The sequence below is a fragment of the Segatella hominis genome, from assembly GCF_019249725.2.
Taxonomy (GTDB): Bacteria; Bacteroidota; Bacteroidia; order Bacteroidales; family Bacteroidaceae; genus Prevotella.
In genome coordinates, this window is sequence record NZ_CP137559.1 from 3,732,545 (window position 1) to 3,750,991 (window position 18,447).

The window sequence follows — 18,447 nt, forward strand, 5'->3', positions numbered from 1 at the left end:
ATATTGATAAGATGAAAAAGATGACGAAGTTTTTTGCCCTTGCACTCTTGGCAGGTGCAATGGTTTCATGCAGTACAGAAGATATCGCACCTTCTACCCAGAACGATAAGGTAGCCGTGCAGTTTACTGGTGGTATCAGCGTAAACACCCGTGCTGCTGGTGTAGCTTGGGCTGATGGTGACAAGATTGGTATCTTCATGACAGAAGCTGGCAAGACACTCTCTGCGGATGTAATCAAAGAGGGTGTTGACAATGTTTGCTATCAGTCAAATGGAAGTATAGCCTTTTCACCTGTTTCTGGTGGTAAGACTGTTTTCTTTCCGATAGATGGAAATGTGGATTTCTATTCTTACTATCCACAGACCACTGTCAATGACTACAAGGTTGCACTTGATGTAACAGACCAAACGAAACAAGAAACTATCGACTTCATGTATGCCAAGACAGAAGGCTGCAACAAAGCTACGCCACAGGTTGACTTGAAGTTCTTCCATAAGTTAAGCAATCTTATTTTGGATGTTCAACCAGGTAACGGTCTCACGCAAGAAGACCTTAAGAAAATGACTGTGACAGTGAAAGGTCAGAATACCAAAGCCACTTTCAATCTTGTGGATGGAACTATCTCTGGTGAAGAAACTCCTGCGGACATCACGATGAAAACTACCGAAGCTGGCAAGCTGTATGAGGCAATCCTGCTCCCTACAGAAGAAGCAAGCCGAGTGATAGAGTTTGACCTCAAGAATGGTTACGACGCTCCTTTTGTATGGACAATGCCTGTAAAACTTGAGGGTGGCAAAAGATACCACTATACAGTAGTAAAATTGAGTCGTTCTGCCGTAGATATTTCTGGAACCATTAAGTCTTGGACAGAGGCAGGAGACAATAATGAACATATAGCACAATAACAACTCTTAAAATATAACGTTTATGAAGAAGTTTAAAATCATATACATCGCTGCCGCAGCATTGCTGTTTGCAGCTTGCGCTAACGAAGAAGACGGTATCGGCAACAATGGTCCTGTTGCTGCTACCGTACAGGCGGATATTTCCAACAATATCAAAACCCGTGGAACTGCAGACAACAACAGTTGGACAGCAGGCGATGCTATTGGCGTAAATGTCACATCAACAGGCAATACAACAGGAGACAACAAAAAGTATGTAACAACAAATGGGGATGGTACTTTTGAAGCTGCTGACAATAACAACATCATCTATTTCAAGGACAACAAAGAGACAACATTTAGTGCATACTATCCTTATAGCGAATCCTTAACTGATGGTAAAATGGATTGGAATATGGCTGAGGTAAAAGCAAACCAACCTTGTATGGCTGATGTACTTTTTGCCTCAGGAGCTACTGCAAGCAAAGCATCTCCAATTGTGAATTTTACAGATATCGAACATCGCTTTAAGCATTGTATGAGTTTGGTTGAATTCAAAATTAAACCAGGGCAGGGTGCCAAATATAACAATTATAAATTCAATCGCTTAGAGTTGAAAGGAATATTTACAAGCGGTAAATTTGACACAAGAACAGGTTTGGTTGAAACTGTTGGTGACAGAAGGTCTATTGAGCGTAATTTTGTTGATGTACCTTTTGAAAGCGAAGAAAGTTTTGCTTATATCATGTTGCCGCAAAACCTTGAAAGCAATAAGATGGATATAGAGATTTACTTGTTGTTGAATGATAGCGAAGTAAAATACACAACCCCTATAACACCATCCACCCATGGACAATTTGAAGGTGGCAAAAAATATACATACAACATAACTGTTAAAAATACGGGGATTACTATAGAAGATGCTAATATATTTCCTTGGGAAAATGGTGATTCAGGTGATTTAGACGCAGATATAGCTTTGTAATGATAAATAAGGTACTGAAAATAGGGAATACAGGGTTAGTGAGCTTGGCCGCTCACTAACTCACTAACAATAAAAAACTGAAGATTATGAAGACGATAAAACAAAGAATTTCCTATGCGGTAATGGGCCTTATCACTATGGGCTTTACAGCATGTACGCAAAATGAAGATATAGCTCCTACGCTGAAAGGGCAGGAAATCAATGCCACTTTCTCTGTTGGAGGTATGCAGACTCGTGTCAATACATTAGGAGATGGTGAAAGTTGGGAGGACAAAGATAAACTGAAAGTAAGTATATTTACGGATTCTGATCCTGGTAGTACGACTGTTCTTTCTTTTAATGGCGAAACCTGGTCCCGCAATGGTAGTTTCCGTTGGTTAAATGGATACGAACAACATACTATTTTGGCTGTATATCCATCTGACACGGATTTTGGGAAAAATAATCTACAGTATGATTTACAAACAGACCAAAGCAGCGAAGGTAATTTGAAAAACGCTGATCTCATAACTGGATATTGGTACGATGCTCCTCGGTTCGATTTAAACATTCCTATGAAGCATCGCATGTCGCTGGTCACGATAGTATATCATGTTGGTACTGCAGATTATCCTAATATGGATATTAGTGAACCACAAGTGTATTCTAAGCACAATAGTGTTGATTTTAACAGAGACGACCGACAAGGGCAATTTGTCATGAGTACACCTACTGCTAATCCTGCTTGGGTAAAAGCCTATAAGCATGACGATGGTATGTTTTCTGCAATCGTTATCCCTGGTTCATACATTAAAGATGAAGTCTTCTTGAGATTCAAGATAGGCGACAATATTTTTAATGCTAAAATGAAGATGCCTACCGACTTTGAAGAGGGTAAACGCTACACCTACAAACTCGATGTCGGAAAAGATATAGTGAAACTGACCAGAATCAGTGTAGATGATTTGAAAGGTTGGACAAATGAAGATGATCTCAAATAATTGGAGGAAAGAATATGAAAAAGATATTTCAATACATCATGCTGGCTGTCGTTACAATAGTAATGGCGTCATGCACAAGTGATATAGAAGAAACAACCGCAACAACAGCCAAAAACAACGTACAGTTGGTTGTTGGTGAATTTCCTGCATTCGGAGATTCACAGACTCGTGCTATAGGTACACCTGATCCTGGCAAGACTTCATGGGCAGAAGGAGATGAGTTGCTTCTGGAGATGACTAGTAAGACTTTAGGGACTCAGTATGCTGCTTTTAAATATAATGGCAGTAGCTGGGTATTGGCAAGTGGCGAGCTGTCTTATAAAGAAGACGAAGCGCCAACCTTTCCTCATGTATATTATGCCCCTAACTACAAATGGGAAGCTGGCGAATTAGTTTTGAAAGAAGGCAAGGTTGCAGGAACGGATGAATATATCGAGGGAAAAGCCAATATCACCCCTAATGGTCAGAGTATAACCGTAAATTTTTCCGGAGCAACACGCAACTATTCACGCTTGCGCATTGCAACTATGCCAAATATGCAAATAACAGTTGACATCAATCAATACACTCCTGCGGGCAGCAGCGATATGAAATGGGATCAAAAATATGCCCTTACATCTGATGAAAAGGGCAATGCCTATTTATATGGTACTTTTGATAGATATGCCGAAGTCACTGTGAAATATAGAGAAGCAACTTTGGCAACTCATACATTCTTGCAAGCAACAGAAAAAGCTAAGAGTTATGCTCTGGATGCTACTGTCATTTCGGCAAATAGTGCAGAAGAAATAAAGTCAGCTATCAAGCAAGAAGTAGCAGACGGCAAGACTGCTATAAGACTTAACCTCGCTTCTGATGCTGGCGATAATGAGTTTAAGGCTATCCGCGAAGCTTTTGAGAATGTGAAATCTGGCACTATAGATCTCACTCTAATAGGATGCAAGGAAATTCCTGCAGATGGTTTGAACAACCAATCAGGAGGACTAGAGGCATTAAAGTCTATTACTTTGCCTGATGTGACAAAAATTGGAATGAATGCCTTACTCTTCTGTGTGGATTTGGAAGAAATTTGTGCTCCGAATGTTTCTGCTATAGATGAAGGTGCATTTGCAGAATGTTACCATTTGAGAAAAGTAACTTTGGGAGAACTCACGAATGTAAAAGGTGACTATGAATACGGGGATGGTATTTTTGGCTTCGATTCTCATTCTATAGAAAATATAGATTTAGAGTTGTCTGAAAAACAGAGAATAATGACCAAGCAACTAATTGATGGTCGTTATTGTTGGACTCCAACTGAAGAACCCTATCAGATGAGTGAAGACCATAAATACAGGCGTTTTCTTGGAATGACATTCAAATCTATAACATGTGGGATGAAGTTTCAGTAAGAGTTCCATATACATTCCTAAGCTGGGCAGGAGTATAAGTTACCCAGCAAACATATATCCCCCCGCACCTCACGGGAAACGACAAGGGTCTATATGCCACGATGAAAAGGTGGCGTATAGACCCTTGATTATATGGTGATATTCGTAATCTACATCTCCGCTTTCAGCAGCTTTATCTCCTCTGCCGAAGGAAAGAACAGAAGCTGAACGCAGGCTAAACCAAGCAGCACGCCCTTTACCAACGGTCACCGGTGTGTAGCGGAATTGAAAATCGCTGACCGAAGGGTAAAGCAAAGATAAAGGACAGAAACTCCTAACCCAGGGCGTAGGGGGAATCATTCTATCGGCCAAATTGTTTTGTACATTGGCCAAACATCCATTTGTGCAACAGGAGTCAATTTTGCAAATTGATTCTTTTCATAGAAACCTACTGCGCTGTAATTAGAGGTATGCCAAGCTCTTACTGTCAAGAAGACGCAACCGGCATATCTTTGTTTTCTAGCCATCGAAGCTATTTCGTCAACTAAGGCTGAACCTATATGTAAGCTTTGAAATTTTTGATCAATAGCTAAGTAGGCAATTTCTAAAGCGGGATAAGTATATTTTTGTTCGAATTGTTCTCGGAATGTTTCTTTTACCGCAGGTAAATCGGTTCCTGCTGCACCTATACGCATATCATCAAAATCATCTGAATCTATGTCAACGGAGTCGAATTCTAAGGCGAAAATAGCAACAATCGTGTTGTTTGCTTTTAAGCGGACACAAAATGTCTTACAATAATGACTCTCTTCACAATCTTGTAAGTGATTATGAAGAAAGTCATCCATTTTGTCTTTTCCTGTATAGAAATTTATCAACTCATCAAAGTCTGATAAAAGTTCTATTTTGTATTCTTCTAAATTCATTCTAAATTCCACTCAAATTTATATGGATAATTTGGTGTCTTTGTGGCATCATCTGTCTTTGCTTTTGCACCGATGGATGCAAGAGCGGCTTTACGAACAGCTTGTGCGTATTTGCCTTTAGCTAAAACTTTTGGTGCATTTATTCCTAACATAATTATATAATTTAAATGTTTGTGATGCAAACGAGCGCAATGAAAACTTGCTTTCAAATTGCCGAGTGCAGCTTTTCTTATGCAAAGAAAATGCAAACGAGCGCAATGAAAACTTGCTTTCAAATTGCCGAGTGCAGCTTTTCTTATGCAAAATTAAGCAATATCTCTGTAACTTCCAAATATTTGAATGAAATTAACATCATTATTGGTCAAATAATACTAAATCCCCCATCCTGCTTTCTCAAGCGGGATGAGGGATTTTTCTTCAGTATACTCACCCGCACCTCACGGGAAACGACAAGGGTCTATATGCCACGATGAAAAGGTGGCGTATAGACCCTTGATTATTTGGTGATAGTCGTAATCTACATCTCCGCTTTCAGCAGCTTTATCTCCTCTGCCGTCAGCCCCGTCATATCCATGACCGATGCATCAGATCTTTTTTCTCCCTGCCCACGCAAGAATTTTTCCGTGGGCAGGGAAAAATAAAAGTGGGTACAGGGATGGATAATTTCAAGAACATAACTTGTCGAAAATCTACACGACTTAACGATGCGCTTTATTGCAACTTAACGATGCGCATCATTAACACCTAACGATGCGCATCATTAGACCTCAATGATGCGCTTTATTAAAGTCTAATAAAGCGCATCGTTATAGTTTGCTACTTTAATGGGGCTATCATGCCCCAAAAAAGTATCAGAATTCAACGGTTCTGCTTCCGTCTTCTTCTGTGTGAATATGTACTCTTGTCACATCTTCTGGTAGAAGGTCTTCTATCAGTTCTGGCCATTCCAGAAAACATAAGTTTCCTCCATAGAAGTAATCCTCATATCCCATATCATAGACCTCGTCTATCTTTTTGATACGATAGAAGTCAAAGTGATAGATTGGGTCGCCATTCCCTGCGGTATATTCGTTGACAATGGCAAATGTAGGAGATGTGATGACATCATCTACTCCCAACTCTTCGCAGATAGCTTTGATAAATGTAGTCTTACCAGTACCCATCTTTCCGTAAAAGGCAAAGACTTTACCATCACCCATGTTGGCCAGAAATTCCTTGGCTGCAGCATGGATGTTTTCTAATGAGTCAATTTTGATTTTCATATTTTGTTTCCTTTTCTTGTTTTCTTTTTCTAACGTCTTCTTGGTGTCAATGTAATGAGTGGTATCAGCATCTCTTCCATAGATATGCCTCCATGCTGGAATGTATCCTTATAGTAGGATACATAGTAGTTGTAATTGTTGGGGTAGGCAAAGAAGGCATCACCATACGCAAATACATAAGTTGTGCTCAGGTTTGGAGCGGGCAATTGTGCTTTATGTGGCTCCTTGATTGTGAACACTTCCTTGGCATTGTAGGCAAGATTCTTGCCTAACTTATAGCGCAGGTTGGTGTTGGTATTACGGTCTCCTATTATCTTGATAGGTTTTGAAGCCCTAATACTTCCATGGTCGGTGGTGATGATGACCTTGAATTCGTCTTGCGATAAACGTTTGAATAGTTCTGCAAGAACTGAATGTCTCAGCCAACTCTGTGTAATACTGCGATAGGCAGATTCGTTGTTTGCCAATTCTCTCACCATCTTAGATTCAGTACGTGCATGTGAAAGCATGTCGATAAAGTTTACGACCAGTACATTGAGGTCGTTATTCTTGCATTCATTGTATTTATCCAGAAATCTGTCGGCTCCTGCAGAATCATTTATCTTGTGATAACTGAATGTGTAGTGCTTTCTGAATCTTTCCAACTGGGTTTGGATGAGAGGTTCTTCGTTGAGGTTTTTGCCTTCCTCCTGATCTTCATCTACCCATAGGTCAGGAAACATTTCTGCTATTTTGTTTGGCATCAGACCGCTGAATATTGCATTGCGTGCATACTGGGTGGCTGTTGGCAAAATACTCATATACATGTCTTCCTCGATATCGAATAGTTCTCCGATATCTTGTCCCAACATTTTCCATTGGTCATATCTGAAGTTGTCGATAACTATGAGGAATATCTTTTCACCCTGATCCAGTTTTGGAAAAATCTTGGTTTTGAAGATGTCTGGACTCATGACGGGCTTACCTTCTATCGTCTTGCCGATATTCTTGGGATTTACCCATTCCAAGTAGTTCTTGGTGATGTATTTGGCAAATCCGTTGTTGGCTTCTTCTTTCTGCATGGTAAGCAGTTCTGTCATCGAACTCTCGGTGTCGCTCAGTTCAAGTTCCCATTTTACCAGTCTCTTATATACTTCTACCCAATCCTGTACTGTCCGGCAATCCATGATTTGCATGGCGATTTGCTGGTAGTCTTGCTGATAACCGCTTTGGGTTACTTCTGTGACTATATCTTTGCGATGTATGTTCTTCTTGAGAGAGAGCAATATCTGGCTGGGGTTGACCGGTTTGATGAGATAGTCTGCGATTTTTGAACCGATAGCCTGGTCCATGATGTTCTCTTCCTCGCTCTTGGTACACATGACTACAGGGGTAGCTGGTTGGATTTCCTTGATTTGCTGAAGAGTTTCCAATCCGCTAAGTCCTGGCATCATTTCATCTAAGAGAATCAGGTCGAAGGTCTGCTGTCTGCACTGGTCGATAGCATCCGGACCATTGCTCACAGTTATAACTTCATATCCCTTTTTCTCCAGAAATATGATATGCGCCTTGAGAAGTTCTATCTCGTCATCTACCCAAAGTAATAAACCGTTACTCATGTTTTTATTTTTTAGGCGCTAAAGTACAAAGAATAATTGAATACTGGCAGAAGAATGCTATTAAAGTATGTTAATGTTAAGGAAAGTTTTTATTCGTATGATTCTTTTGGATATTCGTATGTTTCCTCTACTTTTATATAATAATTAGGTGAAGATTCCGTTCTTTATCCAAGAATCAGTTTATTAATCCAATTATTCATTAAATAAAAAAATAAGAAGAAATCAAGAAACAATGCTCAAAATTGTATTGATAATGCTTTGCGGAATAGGTACAGGTTATCTGCTCCGTAATAAGAAAATGAGTTTTTTAGGTCGCATCATCACGGCGTTGATATGGATACTCCTGTTCCTGCTTGGTATTGAAGTTGGCTCCAATCCTCGTATCATAGGAGGTATTCAGACCTTAGGTCTCGAAGCCGTTGTTCTTACTTTTGGTGGTAGTGCGGGCAGTGTGCTTTTTGCATGGGCATTGTGGAAGTATGTTACTGCTAAACAGATGAAGTCTTCTGGTTCCGCTGATACGGAGAAGGGAGGTAAGGCATGAAGGGTAGCTTGATTATAGTTGGTTTCTTTGTCTTAGGTATCATCGCTGGATTGTGTGATGTAGTTCCTGCCAGTTTTTTAGATAGTGATGTGAGTTATATTGCGCTCTGTTGCCTGATGTTCTGTGTGGGTGTCAGCATCGGTTGTGATACTTCTATTTTGAAGAGTTTCAAGAAGGTAAATCCTCGTTTGATGATGCTTCCGGTGATGACTATTTTGGGTACTTTTGCTGGGTGTGCAGCCGTATCTCTGGTATTAGGTCACCGTCAGCTTACTGACTGTTTGGCTATCGGTTCAGGATTCGGTTATTATTCCCTTTCAAGTATTTTTATTACTGAATATCGTGGTGCCGAACTTGGAACCATCGCTCTTCTTGCTAATATTAGCCGTGAAATTCTGACACTCTTAGCCGCTCCGTTGCTGGCGAGATATTTCGGAAAGTTGGCACCTATCAGCGTAGGTGGAGCCACCACAATGGATACTACGTTGCCTATTATTACCCGAGTGTCGGGAGAGAACTTCATCATCGTTTCCATCTTTCATGGTTTCTGTGTTGATTTCTCAGTACCTTTCCTGGTTACCTTTTTCTGCTCTCTATAATTAATTCAGTAATTTATCAGGAAATAATCTAAAAATACAAATGGCAGACTTCTCCAGCTATTTATTCTGGGAAAGTCTGCCATATTGTTTCTTTAAAAACCATCGAAATCAAAATATTCGTCTTCTAAGTCAAATTTGTCATCTTTGTCTTTCTTCTCCTCTTTGGATTTCTGGTTCTTATTTTCTTGCTTCTGAGTGTTTTCTGTGTCATCATCGAAATAGAAGACATCTTCATTCTCCTCAAGAGGTTCTTTCTTTTGGATTTCCTGCTTTGGAGTTTCCTTCTTTGGAGTCTCCAGTTTTGGCTCTTCTACTTTAGGATCAACTACGATCATTTCATCCTCATTTCTTTCAACTTCAGTTCCTTTTTCAGAATTATTTTCCTTTGAAGTCTCTGTGTTGATGTCCTCTTTGATTTCAATGCCGTTATTATTTCCGGTTTGAGTATTCTCCTCTTTGATTTCTATAGACTCATTGCTGATGCTTGGTGCAACATCTTCCTTGATTTCTAATGAGTTGTCTATATCATTCTTGTCGTCAAGTATCTCTTCATCACCAGCTTCTGTCTGTTCTACTTTCTTTTTCTCTGTCACGATTTCTGTAGGCTCCGTTAAGAGATGTGCGGCATTCTGTTTCAACTTGAGTGAAGCGAAGTGTTTCTGATAGAACTTCTCGTATTCATTATATGTGAACTGTGTGCCTAAGAGTTCGAGATTTTGTTCGCTGATGAGGATAGCTCGAGCCTTGTTGAGATGGCGGATGATAGCAGTCTGCTCCGACAACGCATGTGCATATTGCCATGCTTCATCGTAACTTCTGAATCCTGACATAATCATTCTGTGCAGCCCATCTTGCTCCTCGATATTCATGTCGAAATTGCGCACAAGGTAATGGGTAAAGTTGTATTTAGCCATTTCAAAGAGCAATTGGTTCTCATTCACAGAGTCTGGCTGGTAAACAAGCATGAATACAAAGTTGGCATTGCGTTCATTCGTGAATACTTTCTGTTGGGTGGAATCCTGGTTATTGAGTACAACACTTCTTCTGTCCCATACATCTTCCAAGTCAAACTTTCCACCATGCAGTCGTTTTCCCGCATTGACTCCATTGACTATCATACCCGCTATTTCGCTGATACGGCTATTCGGATATTTCTCTACCACTTCCTGCATATCCTTGATGCAGGCATTGGCGTCACCATCGTTGAGCTTGCTTAATCCACCGATAAACAAGAATTTATCCCTGTTTTCTCCCAGTGGGAAACGCTCGGCAGATATGCGTGCATTGGCCTTAGCCTCTTGGTATCTGTTTGCCTTGAATGCCTCGTAGGTTGCCGCATAAAGAGAGTCTTCTATATGAACACCAAACTGGGCATTTTCTTTGTAGTATGGATCTGTAAGCAATGTTGTCCATTGGCTTTCAGGATATTTCTTCTTCAGTTTCTGTACATAACGTTCTGCCTCTACCGGCTTTTCCTTTCGGGAATATAACAGATAGAGGTGGTAATATACATCGTCCATGTGCTCAAAGTCATCAGCATAGTTGTCTTCCAATCTTCTGAGTGCTTTTTCGCTCAGGGAAAGATTGTCCAACTTATCCTTGAAGATAACGCCGGAATTCAACAGACCATCTTCCAACAGCTTGTTGCTGGCTTCTATTTGTTCTTCTGTAAAAGGAATCTGAGCCAGATAATATTCTCGCTTATGTGGATCGTTTTGTGCACTGTCTGTAATCTGTTTCAGAGAATCTTCCTTGATGGCTACATTGGCAAGAGAATCTCTTACTTCGTCTGTCATCTCTTCAGCACCTTGTGGCGCACTGACCACCGTCTTGTTGATGCGTTGCCAGTTATCTACATTTTCTCGTTTTCCCCATAGTCGTTGGAATTGGGTCTTACCCTGACTTACGGCTATAGGGTTGTAGAAATACCAGAGTCCTTTCTGTCCGATATTTCCTGTTGATGTATTGTTGTTCTTATTCGAATTGTGGTTTCTGTAGGCATTTCCACCGTTTTTTGCTTGTTGACGGTTGCTTTCTTCTTCTGCCAGTTTATTCTTTTCTTCTTTTTCTTTCTTCTTGAGGGCATCTATTACGCGGTCGATGGCTGCATTTCTTTCTTTTTCGCTCATCTTGGCAAGAGCCTGGAGAGAGTCCTGCAGGTGGACAGCTTCTGTATGAGGAACTAATTCATCAAGTATTTTAGAACGTTCTGCAAGAATCTTATAGTCTTTACGGTCTTTGTCAAGCAAGCCGATGGCTTCTCCGTAACAGCGTTGGGCATCACTGTATTTTTCCATACCCCAGTACAAGTCGCCTAAATGAAGCAAGAGCACACCTTTCTCAATACCACTGCGTGTCGCCTTGGCATTTCCCTTTTCGTATGCAGAGATGGCTTGGACGGTATCTTTCTCGTTGAGATAGATGTTACCTATTGCGTAGTATATCTGGTCCAGGTATTCCTTGTTGTTGTCTGATGCAGCCATACGTTTCAGACGGCTGATCATCTGTTTGGCATTTCCTCTGGCCATCACCTCTGTCATGGAGATTCGGGCGTTGAATTCCAGTTCGTATGGAGGATTGAGACGTGTGACATGCTTGAAGGCTTTGTAGGCCTCCTGTTTTTTGCCAGTGGCAGCAAGCAACTGTCCTAAGAGAAACCATTCGCGCGCCTTTTGCTTCCGTCGCATCTCATGCTTGATTACTTTGCGGAGATAGGGGATAGCCTGTTCGAAGTCTCCTGTATGGATATAGTAATCAGCGTATGTATAGTCCCATTCTTTCTGGGCACGCCAGTGGATGCTGTCTCTTTGCATTTTACGGATTACGTCCTCTGCATCATATTGCCATCCTTGTTCGATATAACATTTAGCCAGCCAGGCCCTTGCTCTGCCGTAGATGGCTGGTTGGGTGGAGTAGAGGCGGCTCATATAGGAGAAAGTGGTTGCAGCACTTTCGAAATCGCCTTTGAAAAATTGGGAACGTCCCATCAGCAACCATGCTTTCCATAAGAACGGATTGTATTCCTTACGGCTCAACCATTCAATATCTTTTTCTGTTTTGCGACGGTTTTTGTTCCATTCCGGACGTTTCTTGATACTGTGTTGATGAATCGCTTTCTCACACTTGGTGATGGCTTTCTCATAATTGCCTTTTCCCAGTTCGCGGCTGTTTTTATTGCTTACGGTATAGAGAGGAATCATCTCCGTGAAGTTGTCCTTATTGCCGTTCTCTTTTTCCAATGAACCGTCAATATAGGCTAACGTACCATTATAATAGGTGTTATAACGGGCGTTGAAGGAATGCCACCAGCGGCTCTTCGCTGTATTCTTCTGCGTAGAGCAACTGCCAATACCAATTAGGAGTATAATTGATAATAGGGGAATGATATGTCGGAGATAATTTTGTTTCACTCTTGTATGATTTTAGAATGTTGTCTGCTGATCATCACTTTTTCTCAAGTGACAGCTTGTCTTTATTATACAACTTGTTTTGTAGGGCTTTTATTGTCTTACTGAGCATAAAAACCATGATACTGACAAAAATAATCGTGGCTCCTGATGGAACATTCAGCACATAACTGGCATAGAGTCCGATGACACAGTCTATCCATCCCAGGATGATGCTGGCAAAAATCATCTGCTTATAATTATAGGTGAACAGGTTGGCTGTCATCTGCGGAATTGTCAGCAAACTGATAGCCAGTACGATGCCCACCATTTTCAATGAAGCAACAATCGTCATGGCAATGAGTGTCATCATTAGATATTCTATCGCTGCTACCGGCAAGTGCTGCGAACGTGCAAAGGTGCTGTCGAAAGCTACACTCTGAATCGGACGGAGGAAACAGGTGAATACGGCGATGGTGATACATGTCAGGATACCCAATAGCCATAAGTCAGAACCTTCTATCGTCAGGATGCTGCCAAAGAGAAACGAAGGTAGGTCTGGCATGAAGCCGGGCGTGAGAAAGCAGCAGATAATTCCTACGCTCATTCCCAAGGTCCAGAACATGGCGATGGCAGAATCTTTCCTGACATCTTTTCTGGATGACATCCATTGAACGCCAAATCCGCTCAGTATGGCAAAGATCATGGCTGCCAGAATCGGATTGGTACCAGTGAATACGCCAATTCCTATTCCGCCAAATGATGCGTGGGTAATACCCCCGCTGATAAATACCAATCGGCGGGTTACGATATAAGTGCCTATGATTCCACACAGGATGCTTGTAAGGAAGGCGCCCAAGAGGGCATTCTGAAAAAATGTATATTGTAGAATGTTCATTTCCTATAAAATATTCTTTTTCAATCCTCGCTTAAAAAACTGATGACTTCATCTTTCAACTGGTCTGGCAAGTTGATGCCTCTGAGGATGAGGCTTCTGTTCCAGCCTGCCACTTCCTCCGGCTTCATTGTATATAAGACTTCTGCGAATTGTTCAACTTCTTCTTCGGAATAATCATCTGCCGCACGTCCTTTATACGTGTCTAATTCTTCGTCATCATAATATTCTATCTCTTTGGTTGCAGCTTCCATCATGCACTCCTGCTCGCATTTCGTGTTTTCTCCATTACAGGTGTTACACGAAACGCCTTCTTTTAGGGGCTCTTCTTCTCCTTTCCGTTGGGTGAAAAGTCCTATTAGTGCGCTTGCCAGTCCTAAGACAACCAATGCAATAATCAGGTAAATCATTCGATATCTTTATTGTGATTATTATTCCTCGCTGATCTCAAATCCTACTTTTTTCAGGTCTTCCCAGAAATGTGGATAGGATTTGCTTACCACTTCTGGATTGTTGATTTCCAGATAAGGTAACTTGAAGGCAACTGGTGCGAAGGACATGGCCATGCGATGATCCTCATAGGTATCTATGGCTTCGTAGGTCGGTTCGCAGGTTTCGCCATCCCAGATGAGTGTATTGTTGTTCTCGTCTTGAATCACATAACCAACTTTTCGCAACTCTTTCTTGAGTGCTTCGATGCGGTCGGTTTCCTTGATTTTCAAGCTGGCAAGACCGGTAAACTTGAATTTGATTCCCATCAGACAGCAGCATACTACAAATGTCTGGGCAAGGTCTGGTGAACCGGTAAAGTCGTAATCCAATCGAGGAAGCAGACATCTGTGAGCTTTCAACGTAACGGTTGTCGGTGCGCTGGTATGTATGTTTGCCTTGTCATCTCTATCCTCTGGATTTTGATTGTTCTCAAACTCGGTCTTGACACCCAGAAGGCTGAAGATGTATTTGACGACAGAGTCACCTTGCTTGGAACCATCCATCAGTCCCTCTAATCTGATTTCAGAATCGATATTCCCGTTCAAAGCCATCATTTCATACCAATAGGAAGATGCGCTCCAGTCGTTTTCTATCAGATACTTTCTTTCTTGGTATGGCTGAGGCTTTACGACAATCGTGTCCACATCTGTCCATTCTGCTGAGGCTCCAAATTCGCGCATGGTCCACAGGGTGAGGTCGATATAGGGTCTTGATGCGATTTCTCCTGTAAGTTTGAGTTTCAATCCGTTTTTGAGAATCGGACCGATGAGCAGAAGGGCTGAGATGTATTGTGAACTGATGCTTCCTACAACCTCCAGCTGACCTCCTTCGAGTGCATGACCTTTGATGCGGAGTGGAGGATAGCCTTCTTTTTCCACATATTCGATGTCGGCGCCTAAATAGCGGAGTGCATCCACCAGGACACCGATAGGGCGATTCTTCATCCTTTCTGTTCCTGTAATCGTATGTTCTCCTTCAGTAGCACTGAGGTAAGCTGTCATAAATCTCATGGCAGTACCGGCAGCCTTGATGTCTATCACCTCGGGCATGTTTCTCAAGGCATTGATGATGACTTCTGTATCATCACAATCGCTGAGATTGCATGGCTGAATCTTACCGCCCGTCATGGCATGGATGATGAGGGCTCGATTGCTGATGCTTTTACTGGAGGGCAAGTTGATGGTGGCGTTGAGTGCCTTAGGTGCTTTTATCTTGTATTTCATCTTATTTTTTATTATTTCTGAAATGATGGTGAATCCCATCCTTTATTTTTTGTTAGTACTATGTATTTCTTTTCAGAAAGAAGCTCTTTCCACAGGAATAGCCTTTTCTATAGCCAGACAGATTGGCAAGTCTATATCTTCGTCATTGTCTTGACTTCTTGTACCGTAATTGTCGTTTTTGATCTTTTTCGGACCAGGAATCAGCGGACTGTAATAAAGAACCTGTCTCATACGGTATTTCTGCTCAGGTGTGAATCTGAAACTCAAACTTACGGCATAGTCCATGAAATTGTCAGAATCCCATTCCTCTCCCGAATCATTGGAGCGTTTGATGAGTTCTTTCATCACAAGGTCATTACCCGCCTGTTTATGCTGTTCTATATATGAAATCAGCCATCTGTCGTAGGCTGGTTTGTTATAGCTCTTGGTGTCTGTGCAGTAGTCTGTGTCTGTGCAACTTTCAGTTGGTTCGCTTCCTGTGTCTGTATCTTTCTCTGCAAACACATGCTTGAGTCCTAAATAATGCCCCAGTTCATGAGCCAGTGTGACATTGATGTCTCCAGAATCATAGGTGTATTCTTTGTATCCGTGATCAGCGGCTGTATATCTGGATGACTCTTGGTTGATATAGGAACTGTTGATGGATACACAGTATTCAAAAGACAAACTGTTCTTATTGATGGCACCTTTCGCATCCTTCAAACCATCTATTGCGGGATAGCCGTTTTGTTTATAAGGTAGGTTGCTGATGCCAAGCGTTATGCTGTTGTCTTTTGTCTTCTTGAAGTTATACACCATGACGTTGATGTATTCATTCGGGTTCCATATAATCTTATTTTTCTTTTTGGTTTGATTCATGAAACTGTTGCAATCAATAGGATATTCCCCCGAATATTTGATATATTCCACTCCTGGGGTCTTCAGCTTTTTGCCAGATTCATCGTAGAGGGCAAGTTCAAACTGCACATGTATGTTCTCACTTGGCACATCTGCCCCCTCACCAAAGTTATATAATTTCCCTGCATAGAGGTCATTGACATTTTGCAGTATTGTTTTCAGACGGTCGTAAGATACATATTGATTCCTTTTATTGTTTTCATCTACGGCATTTTCATCCTGATACAGGACATGAAAAATCACTGGGAGATGATAGATGTAATCGTCTCCTATAATTTCATCACTGTCATGGTCTTGTTCATTGTCTGAATAGAATGAGTCTGGTTCTGACTCTTTACAAGATGAGAAAGTCAGAGCTACCAGAGCAAAGATGATAGATATGTAATACTTCATGCGCATACCTTATTAATATAATAAACCAACTGCAAAAGTACAAAAAATAATCTTTATTCAGTTATAAAATCATTAAAAAGTCCATCTTTTTATTGATAATATGGAAAATAGCCTTCTTATTTTGTGTTTTTCCTGATGAACAAACGTATCAAAATCATAGAAAGTTCTACTTTTTGCCTGTTTTTGGTGATAAAATATTCCAAAATGTTTGTTATTTCGGTGGTTACCTTTCAAAAATGTATCTTTGATGATATATATTTACAAAATTATACTAACATCAGTAAGTCTGCATTTTTTAATAGATTATAAATGTTATTGGGTCTTAACAATATGTTAGTGAATCGCTGAAGAATTACCATTTTGTAGATTTTAGACTTTACAAAATGTTAGAAAATAATGTTGTAAGTTACAGTTTGGTTGTTTTGTTGCCAAAATTGATTTAAATCAAAAGTAGGTGAAAAAATATAATAAAATAGCGTTAATAAAATATACAACTTATCGTTTTTTTGCCTATCTTTGCATCAGAAAAAGAAAGTAAAACCTAAAAACGTAAAGATATGAAACGAATAATATTACTCTCTATGATGGTGATGCTGACCATTGCAAGCTTTGGTCGCAAGCACATCGAAAAAGCTACTGTTGTTGCAGATACCATTTTCTATGCAGAAAATATGAGCAACGTGGCAAATGCTAATCAGGCTAGTTACTACAGACTCCTTATGACCACCGGTTCTGGCATCAATAAGAAGGATGTTTTCAAGGATTACTATATGAATGGTAATTTGAGAGCTGAAGGTGGATATAGCTTCATCGATTTAGGAAATGATAGAAATACTGTCTTCAATGGTGATGTGACCACTTACTATAAGAATGGTAAGGAAAAATGGCACGGCAAGTATGTAAATGGCAAGCGTGAAGGTTACTTTACACTGCAGCTTCGCGAAGGTGGTGTGGCAGTTGTACAGTTCAAGAACGGTAAATCTGTTAATAATTACTTCACTGTAACTCAAAAGGATGGCACAATTGAGAAGAAACCTCTCTCTGAGATTCGTGCTTTCATGTAATATTCGATAAAATCTCTCTTATATAAATTAAAATTTTATGTTGATATGACCAAAAAGGGTTATCGTCCGTGAGGATGGTAACCCTTTATATTTTTGGTATAATCTTGTATGATATGATTCTTGTATTAAATGTCCAGATCAAGTTCTACCGGACAATGATCACTTCCCATGATGGCTGTGTGTATCTTGGCGTCAGCGATGTTTGCCTGAAGCCTGTCTGATACGAGGAAATAATCAATACGCCAACCGGCGTTTTTTTCTCTTGCCTTAAATCTGTATGACCACCAGGAGTAGGTAACCTGCTCAGGATATTTGTATCGGAATGTGTCTGTGAAACCGTCATTCAGCAATTCGGTCATCTTTTCTCTTTCCTCATCCGTAAAGCCTGCGTTTTTGCGGTTGCCTTTCGGATTCTTAATATCTATTTCTTCGTGTGCCACGTTCATGTCACCACACACGATAACTGGTTTCTTGGCGTCTAAATTCTTGAGAAATTTACGGAAGTCTGCTTCCCATGTCATACGATAGTCCAGGCGGCGCAGTTCCGTTTGTGAGTTAGGAGTATAAACTGTGATGAGGTAGAATTTCTCATATTCCAGTGTGATAACTCTTCCTTCATGGTCGTGCTCTTCCACTCCCATACCATAGCTTACGCTTAATGGGTGATGTTTGGTATAGATAGCTGTTCCAGAATAGCCTTTTTTCTCAGCATAGTTCCAGTAACTGTTGTAGCCTTCAAACGTTAGGTCGAGCTGACCTTCTTGCATCTTGGTTTCCTGCAGGCAGAAAAAATCTGCATCCAATTCTTTGAACTGGTTTTCAAAGTCTTTACCTACGCATGCTCGCAAGCCATTGACATTCCATGATATAAACTTTAACATATTACTTAGTGTTTAGTGTTTTGTGCTTAATGTTTGGTTTTCATAAGTAAACACTAAACATTAAGCAC

At 40.7% G+C, this 18,447-nt stretch carries 17 protein-coding genes; 7 read left to right on the forward strand and 10 right to left on the reverse strand.

Annotated elements, in window-relative coordinates:
• Positions 1-20: 20 nt before the first annotated feature.
• The 4 genes from KUA50_RS15130 to KUA50_RS15145 all read left to right on the forward strand — a co-directional run bounded on the left by KUA50_RS15130 (position 21) and on the right by KUA50_RS15145 (position 4,240).
• The gene (locus KUA50_RS15130) at positions 21-905 is read left to right on the forward strand and encodes a fimbrillin family protein (protein WP_218456379.1); all 885 of its coding nucleotides are present in this window, start codon (positions 21-23) and stop codon (positions 903-905) included.
• A 22-nt stretch (positions 906-927) separates the two neighbouring features.
• On the forward strand, positions 928-1,869 hold the full coding sequence (locus KUA50_RS15135; RefSeq protein WP_218456378.1) for a fimbrillin family protein: 942 nt from the start codon (positions 928-930) through the stop codon (positions 1,867-1,869).
• A gap of 86 nt (positions 1,870-1,955) precedes the next feature.
• Positions 1,956-2,849: a fimbrillin family protein gene (locus KUA50_RS15140; RefSeq protein WP_218456377.1), complete on the forward strand. Its 894-nt coding sequence runs from the start codon at positions 1,956-1,958 to the stop codon at positions 2,847-2,849.
• 14 nt (positions 2,850-2,863) lie between these two features.
• On the forward strand, positions 2,864-4,240 hold the full coding sequence (locus tag KUA50_RS15145; RefSeq protein ID WP_218456376.1) for a leucine-rich repeat domain-containing protein: 1,377 nt from the start codon (positions 2,864-2,866) through the stop codon (positions 4,238-4,240).
• A 335-nt stretch (positions 4,241-4,575) separates the two neighbouring features.
• On the opposite strand, the gene KUA50_RS15150 is transcribed toward KUA50_RS15145, so the two are convergent.
• The 4 genes from KUA50_RS15150 to KUA50_RS15165 all read right to left on the reverse strand — a co-directional run bounded on the left by KUA50_RS15150 (position 4,576) and on the right by KUA50_RS15165 (position 8,005).
• Entirely contained in the window at positions 4,576-5,145 is a 570-nt protein-coding gene (locus KUA50_RS15150) for a GNAT family N-acetyltransferase (RefSeq protein ID WP_218456375.1), read from the reverse strand.
• Positions 5,142-5,297: a hypothetical protein gene (locus KUA50_RS15155; protein WP_167639516.1), complete on the reverse strand. Its 156-nt coding sequence runs from the start codon at positions 5,295-5,297 to the stop codon at positions 5,142-5,144. The genes KUA50_RS15150 and KUA50_RS15155 overlap by 4 nt, the downstream gene beginning before the upstream one ends.
• Before the next feature lie 699 nt (positions 5,298-5,996).
• Positions 5,997-6,407, reverse strand: a complete 411-nt coding sequence (tsaE, locus tag KUA50_RS15160) for a tRNA (adenosine(37)-N6)-threonylcarbamoyltransferase complex ATPase subunit type 1 TsaE (protein ID WP_118117050.1) — start codon at positions 6,405-6,407, stop codon at positions 5,997-5,999.
• Between the two features lie 29 nt (positions 6,408-6,436).
• Positions 6,437-8,005, reverse strand: a complete 1,569-nt coding sequence (locus KUA50_RS15165; RefSeq protein WP_022109869.1) for a PglZ domain-containing protein — start codon at positions 8,003-8,005, stop codon at positions 6,437-6,439.
• A gap of 232 nt (positions 8,006-8,237) precedes the next feature.
• Here KUA50_RS15165 and KUA50_RS15170 point away from each other — a divergent pair, with 232 nt between their 5' ends.
• Together KUA50_RS15170 and KUA50_RS15175 are read left to right on the forward strand one after the other, a co-directional pair.
• Positions 8,238-8,549: a LysO family transporter gene (locus KUA50_RS15170; RefSeq protein ID WP_118117052.1), complete on the forward strand. Its 312-nt coding sequence runs from the start codon at positions 8,238-8,240 to the stop codon at positions 8,547-8,549.
• Entirely contained in the window at positions 8,546-9,148 is a 603-nt protein-coding gene (locus KUA50_RS15175) for a lysine exporter LysO family protein (RefSeq protein ID WP_218456373.1), read from the forward strand. The genes KUA50_RS15170 and KUA50_RS15175 overlap by 4 nt, the downstream gene beginning before the upstream one ends.
• Positions 9,149-9,240: 92 nt before the next feature.
• Here the strand turns inward: KUA50_RS15175 and KUA50_RS15180 are convergent, their stop codons facing one another.
• The 5 genes from KUA50_RS15180 to KUA50_RS15200 all read right to left on the reverse strand — a co-directional run bounded on the left by KUA50_RS15180 (position 9,241) and on the right by KUA50_RS15200 (position 16,440).
• Entirely contained in the window at positions 9,241-12,558 is a 3,318-nt protein-coding gene (locus KUA50_RS15180; RefSeq protein WP_218456372.1) for a tetratricopeptide repeat protein, read from the reverse strand.
• A gap of 34 nt (positions 12,559-12,592) precedes the next feature.
• A complete protein-coding gene (locus tag KUA50_RS15185) occupies positions 12,593-13,432 on the reverse strand; it encodes a metal ABC transporter permease (RefSeq protein ID WP_218456371.1) in 840 nt (279 codons plus the stop codon).
• Positions 13,433-13,452: 20 nt separating this feature from the next.
• Positions 13,453-13,839, reverse strand: a complete 387-nt coding sequence (locus KUA50_RS15190; protein ID WP_022109864.1) for a hypothetical protein — start codon at positions 13,837-13,839, stop codon at positions 13,453-13,455.
• A gap of 21 nt (positions 13,840-13,860) precedes the next feature.
• The gene (locus tag KUA50_RS15195; protein ID WP_022109863.1) at positions 13,861-15,144 is read right to left on the reverse strand and encodes a 3-phosphoshikimate 1-carboxyvinyltransferase; all 1,284 of its coding nucleotides are present in this window, start codon (positions 15,142-15,144) and stop codon (positions 13,861-13,863) included.
• 72 nt (positions 15,145-15,216) lie between these two features.
• On the reverse strand, positions 15,217-16,440 hold the full coding sequence (locus tag KUA50_RS15200; protein ID WP_256624174.1) for a zinc-dependent metalloproteinase lipoprotein: 1,224 nt from the start codon (positions 16,438-16,440) through the stop codon (positions 15,217-15,219).
• A gap of 551 nt (positions 16,441-16,991) precedes the next feature.
• On the opposite strand from KUA50_RS15200, the gene KUA50_RS15205 reads away from it, so the two are divergent.
• Positions 16,992-17,498, forward strand: a complete 507-nt coding sequence (locus tag KUA50_RS15205; protein ID WP_218456370.1) for a VCBS domain-containing protein — start codon at positions 16,992-16,994, stop codon at positions 17,496-17,498.
• A gap of 125 nt (positions 17,499-17,623) precedes the next feature.
• Here KUA50_RS15205 and KUA50_RS15210 read toward each other — a convergent pair whose 3' ends face one another.
• The gene (locus tag KUA50_RS15210) at positions 17,624-18,379 is read right to left on the reverse strand and encodes an exodeoxyribonuclease III (protein WP_218456369.1); all 756 of its coding nucleotides are present in this window, start codon (positions 18,377-18,379) and stop codon (positions 17,624-17,626) included.
• Positions 18,380-18,447 lie beyond the last annotated feature (68 nt).

Bases quoted from the DNA above. Each gene is read 5' to 3' on its own strand.
- KUA50_RS15130 (WP_218456379.1), top strand. From the start codon at position 21: ATGACGAAGTTTTTTGCCCTTGCACTCTTGGCAGGTGCAATGGTTTCA.
- KUA50_RS15135 (WP_218456378.1), top strand. From the start codon at position 928: ATGAAGAAGTTTAAAATCATATACATCGCTGCCGCAGCATTGCTGTTT.
- KUA50_RS15140 (WP_218456377.1), top strand. From the start codon at position 1,956: ATGAAGACGATAAAACAAAGAATTTCCTATGCGGTAATGGGCCTTATC.
- KUA50_RS15145 (WP_218456376.1), top strand. From the start codon at position 2,864: ATGAAAAAGATATTTCAATACATCATGCTGGCTGTCGTTACAATAGTA.
- KUA50_RS15150 (WP_218456375.1), bottom strand. From the start codon at position 5,145: ATGAATTTAGAAGAATACAAAATAGAACTTTTATCAGACTTTGATGAG.
- KUA50_RS15155 (WP_167639516.1), bottom strand. From the start codon at position 5,297: ATGTTAGGAATAAATGCACCAAAAGTTTTAGCTAAAGGCAAATACGCA.
- tsaE (WP_118117050.1), bottom strand. From the start codon at position 6,407: ATGAAAATCAAAATTGACTCATTAGAAAACATCCATGCTGCAGCCAAG.
- KUA50_RS15165 (WP_022109869.1), bottom strand. From the start codon at position 8,005: ATGAGTAACGGTTTATTACTTTGGGTAGATGACGAGATAGAACTTCTC.
- KUA50_RS15170 (WP_118117052.1), top strand. From the start codon at position 8,238: ATGCTCAAAATTGTATTGATAATGCTTTGCGGAATAGGTACAGGTTAT.
- KUA50_RS15175 (WP_218456373.1), top strand. From the start codon at position 8,546: ATGAAGGGTAGCTTGATTATAGTTGGTTTCTTTGTCTTAGGTATCATC.
- KUA50_RS15185 (WP_218456371.1), bottom strand. From the start codon at position 13,432: ATGAACATTCTACAATATACATTTTTTCAGAATGCCCTCTTGGGCGCC.
- KUA50_RS15190 (WP_022109864.1), bottom strand. From the start codon at position 13,839: ATGATTTACCTGATTATTGCATTGGTTGTCTTAGGACTGGCAAGCGCA.
- KUA50_RS15195 (WP_022109863.1), bottom strand. From the start codon at position 15,144: ATGAAATACAAGATAAAAGCACCTAAGGCACTCAACGCCACCATCAAC.
- KUA50_RS15200 (WP_256624174.1), bottom strand. From the start codon at position 16,440: ATGCGCATGAAGTATTACATATCTATCATCTTTGCTCTGGTAGCTCTG.
- KUA50_RS15205 (WP_218456370.1), top strand. From the start codon at position 16,992: ATGAAACGAATAATATTACTCTCTATGATGGTGATGCTGACCATTGCA.
- KUA50_RS15210 (WP_218456369.1), bottom strand. From the start codon at position 18,379: ATGTTAAAGTTTATATCATGGAATGTCAATGGCTTGCGAGCATGCGTA.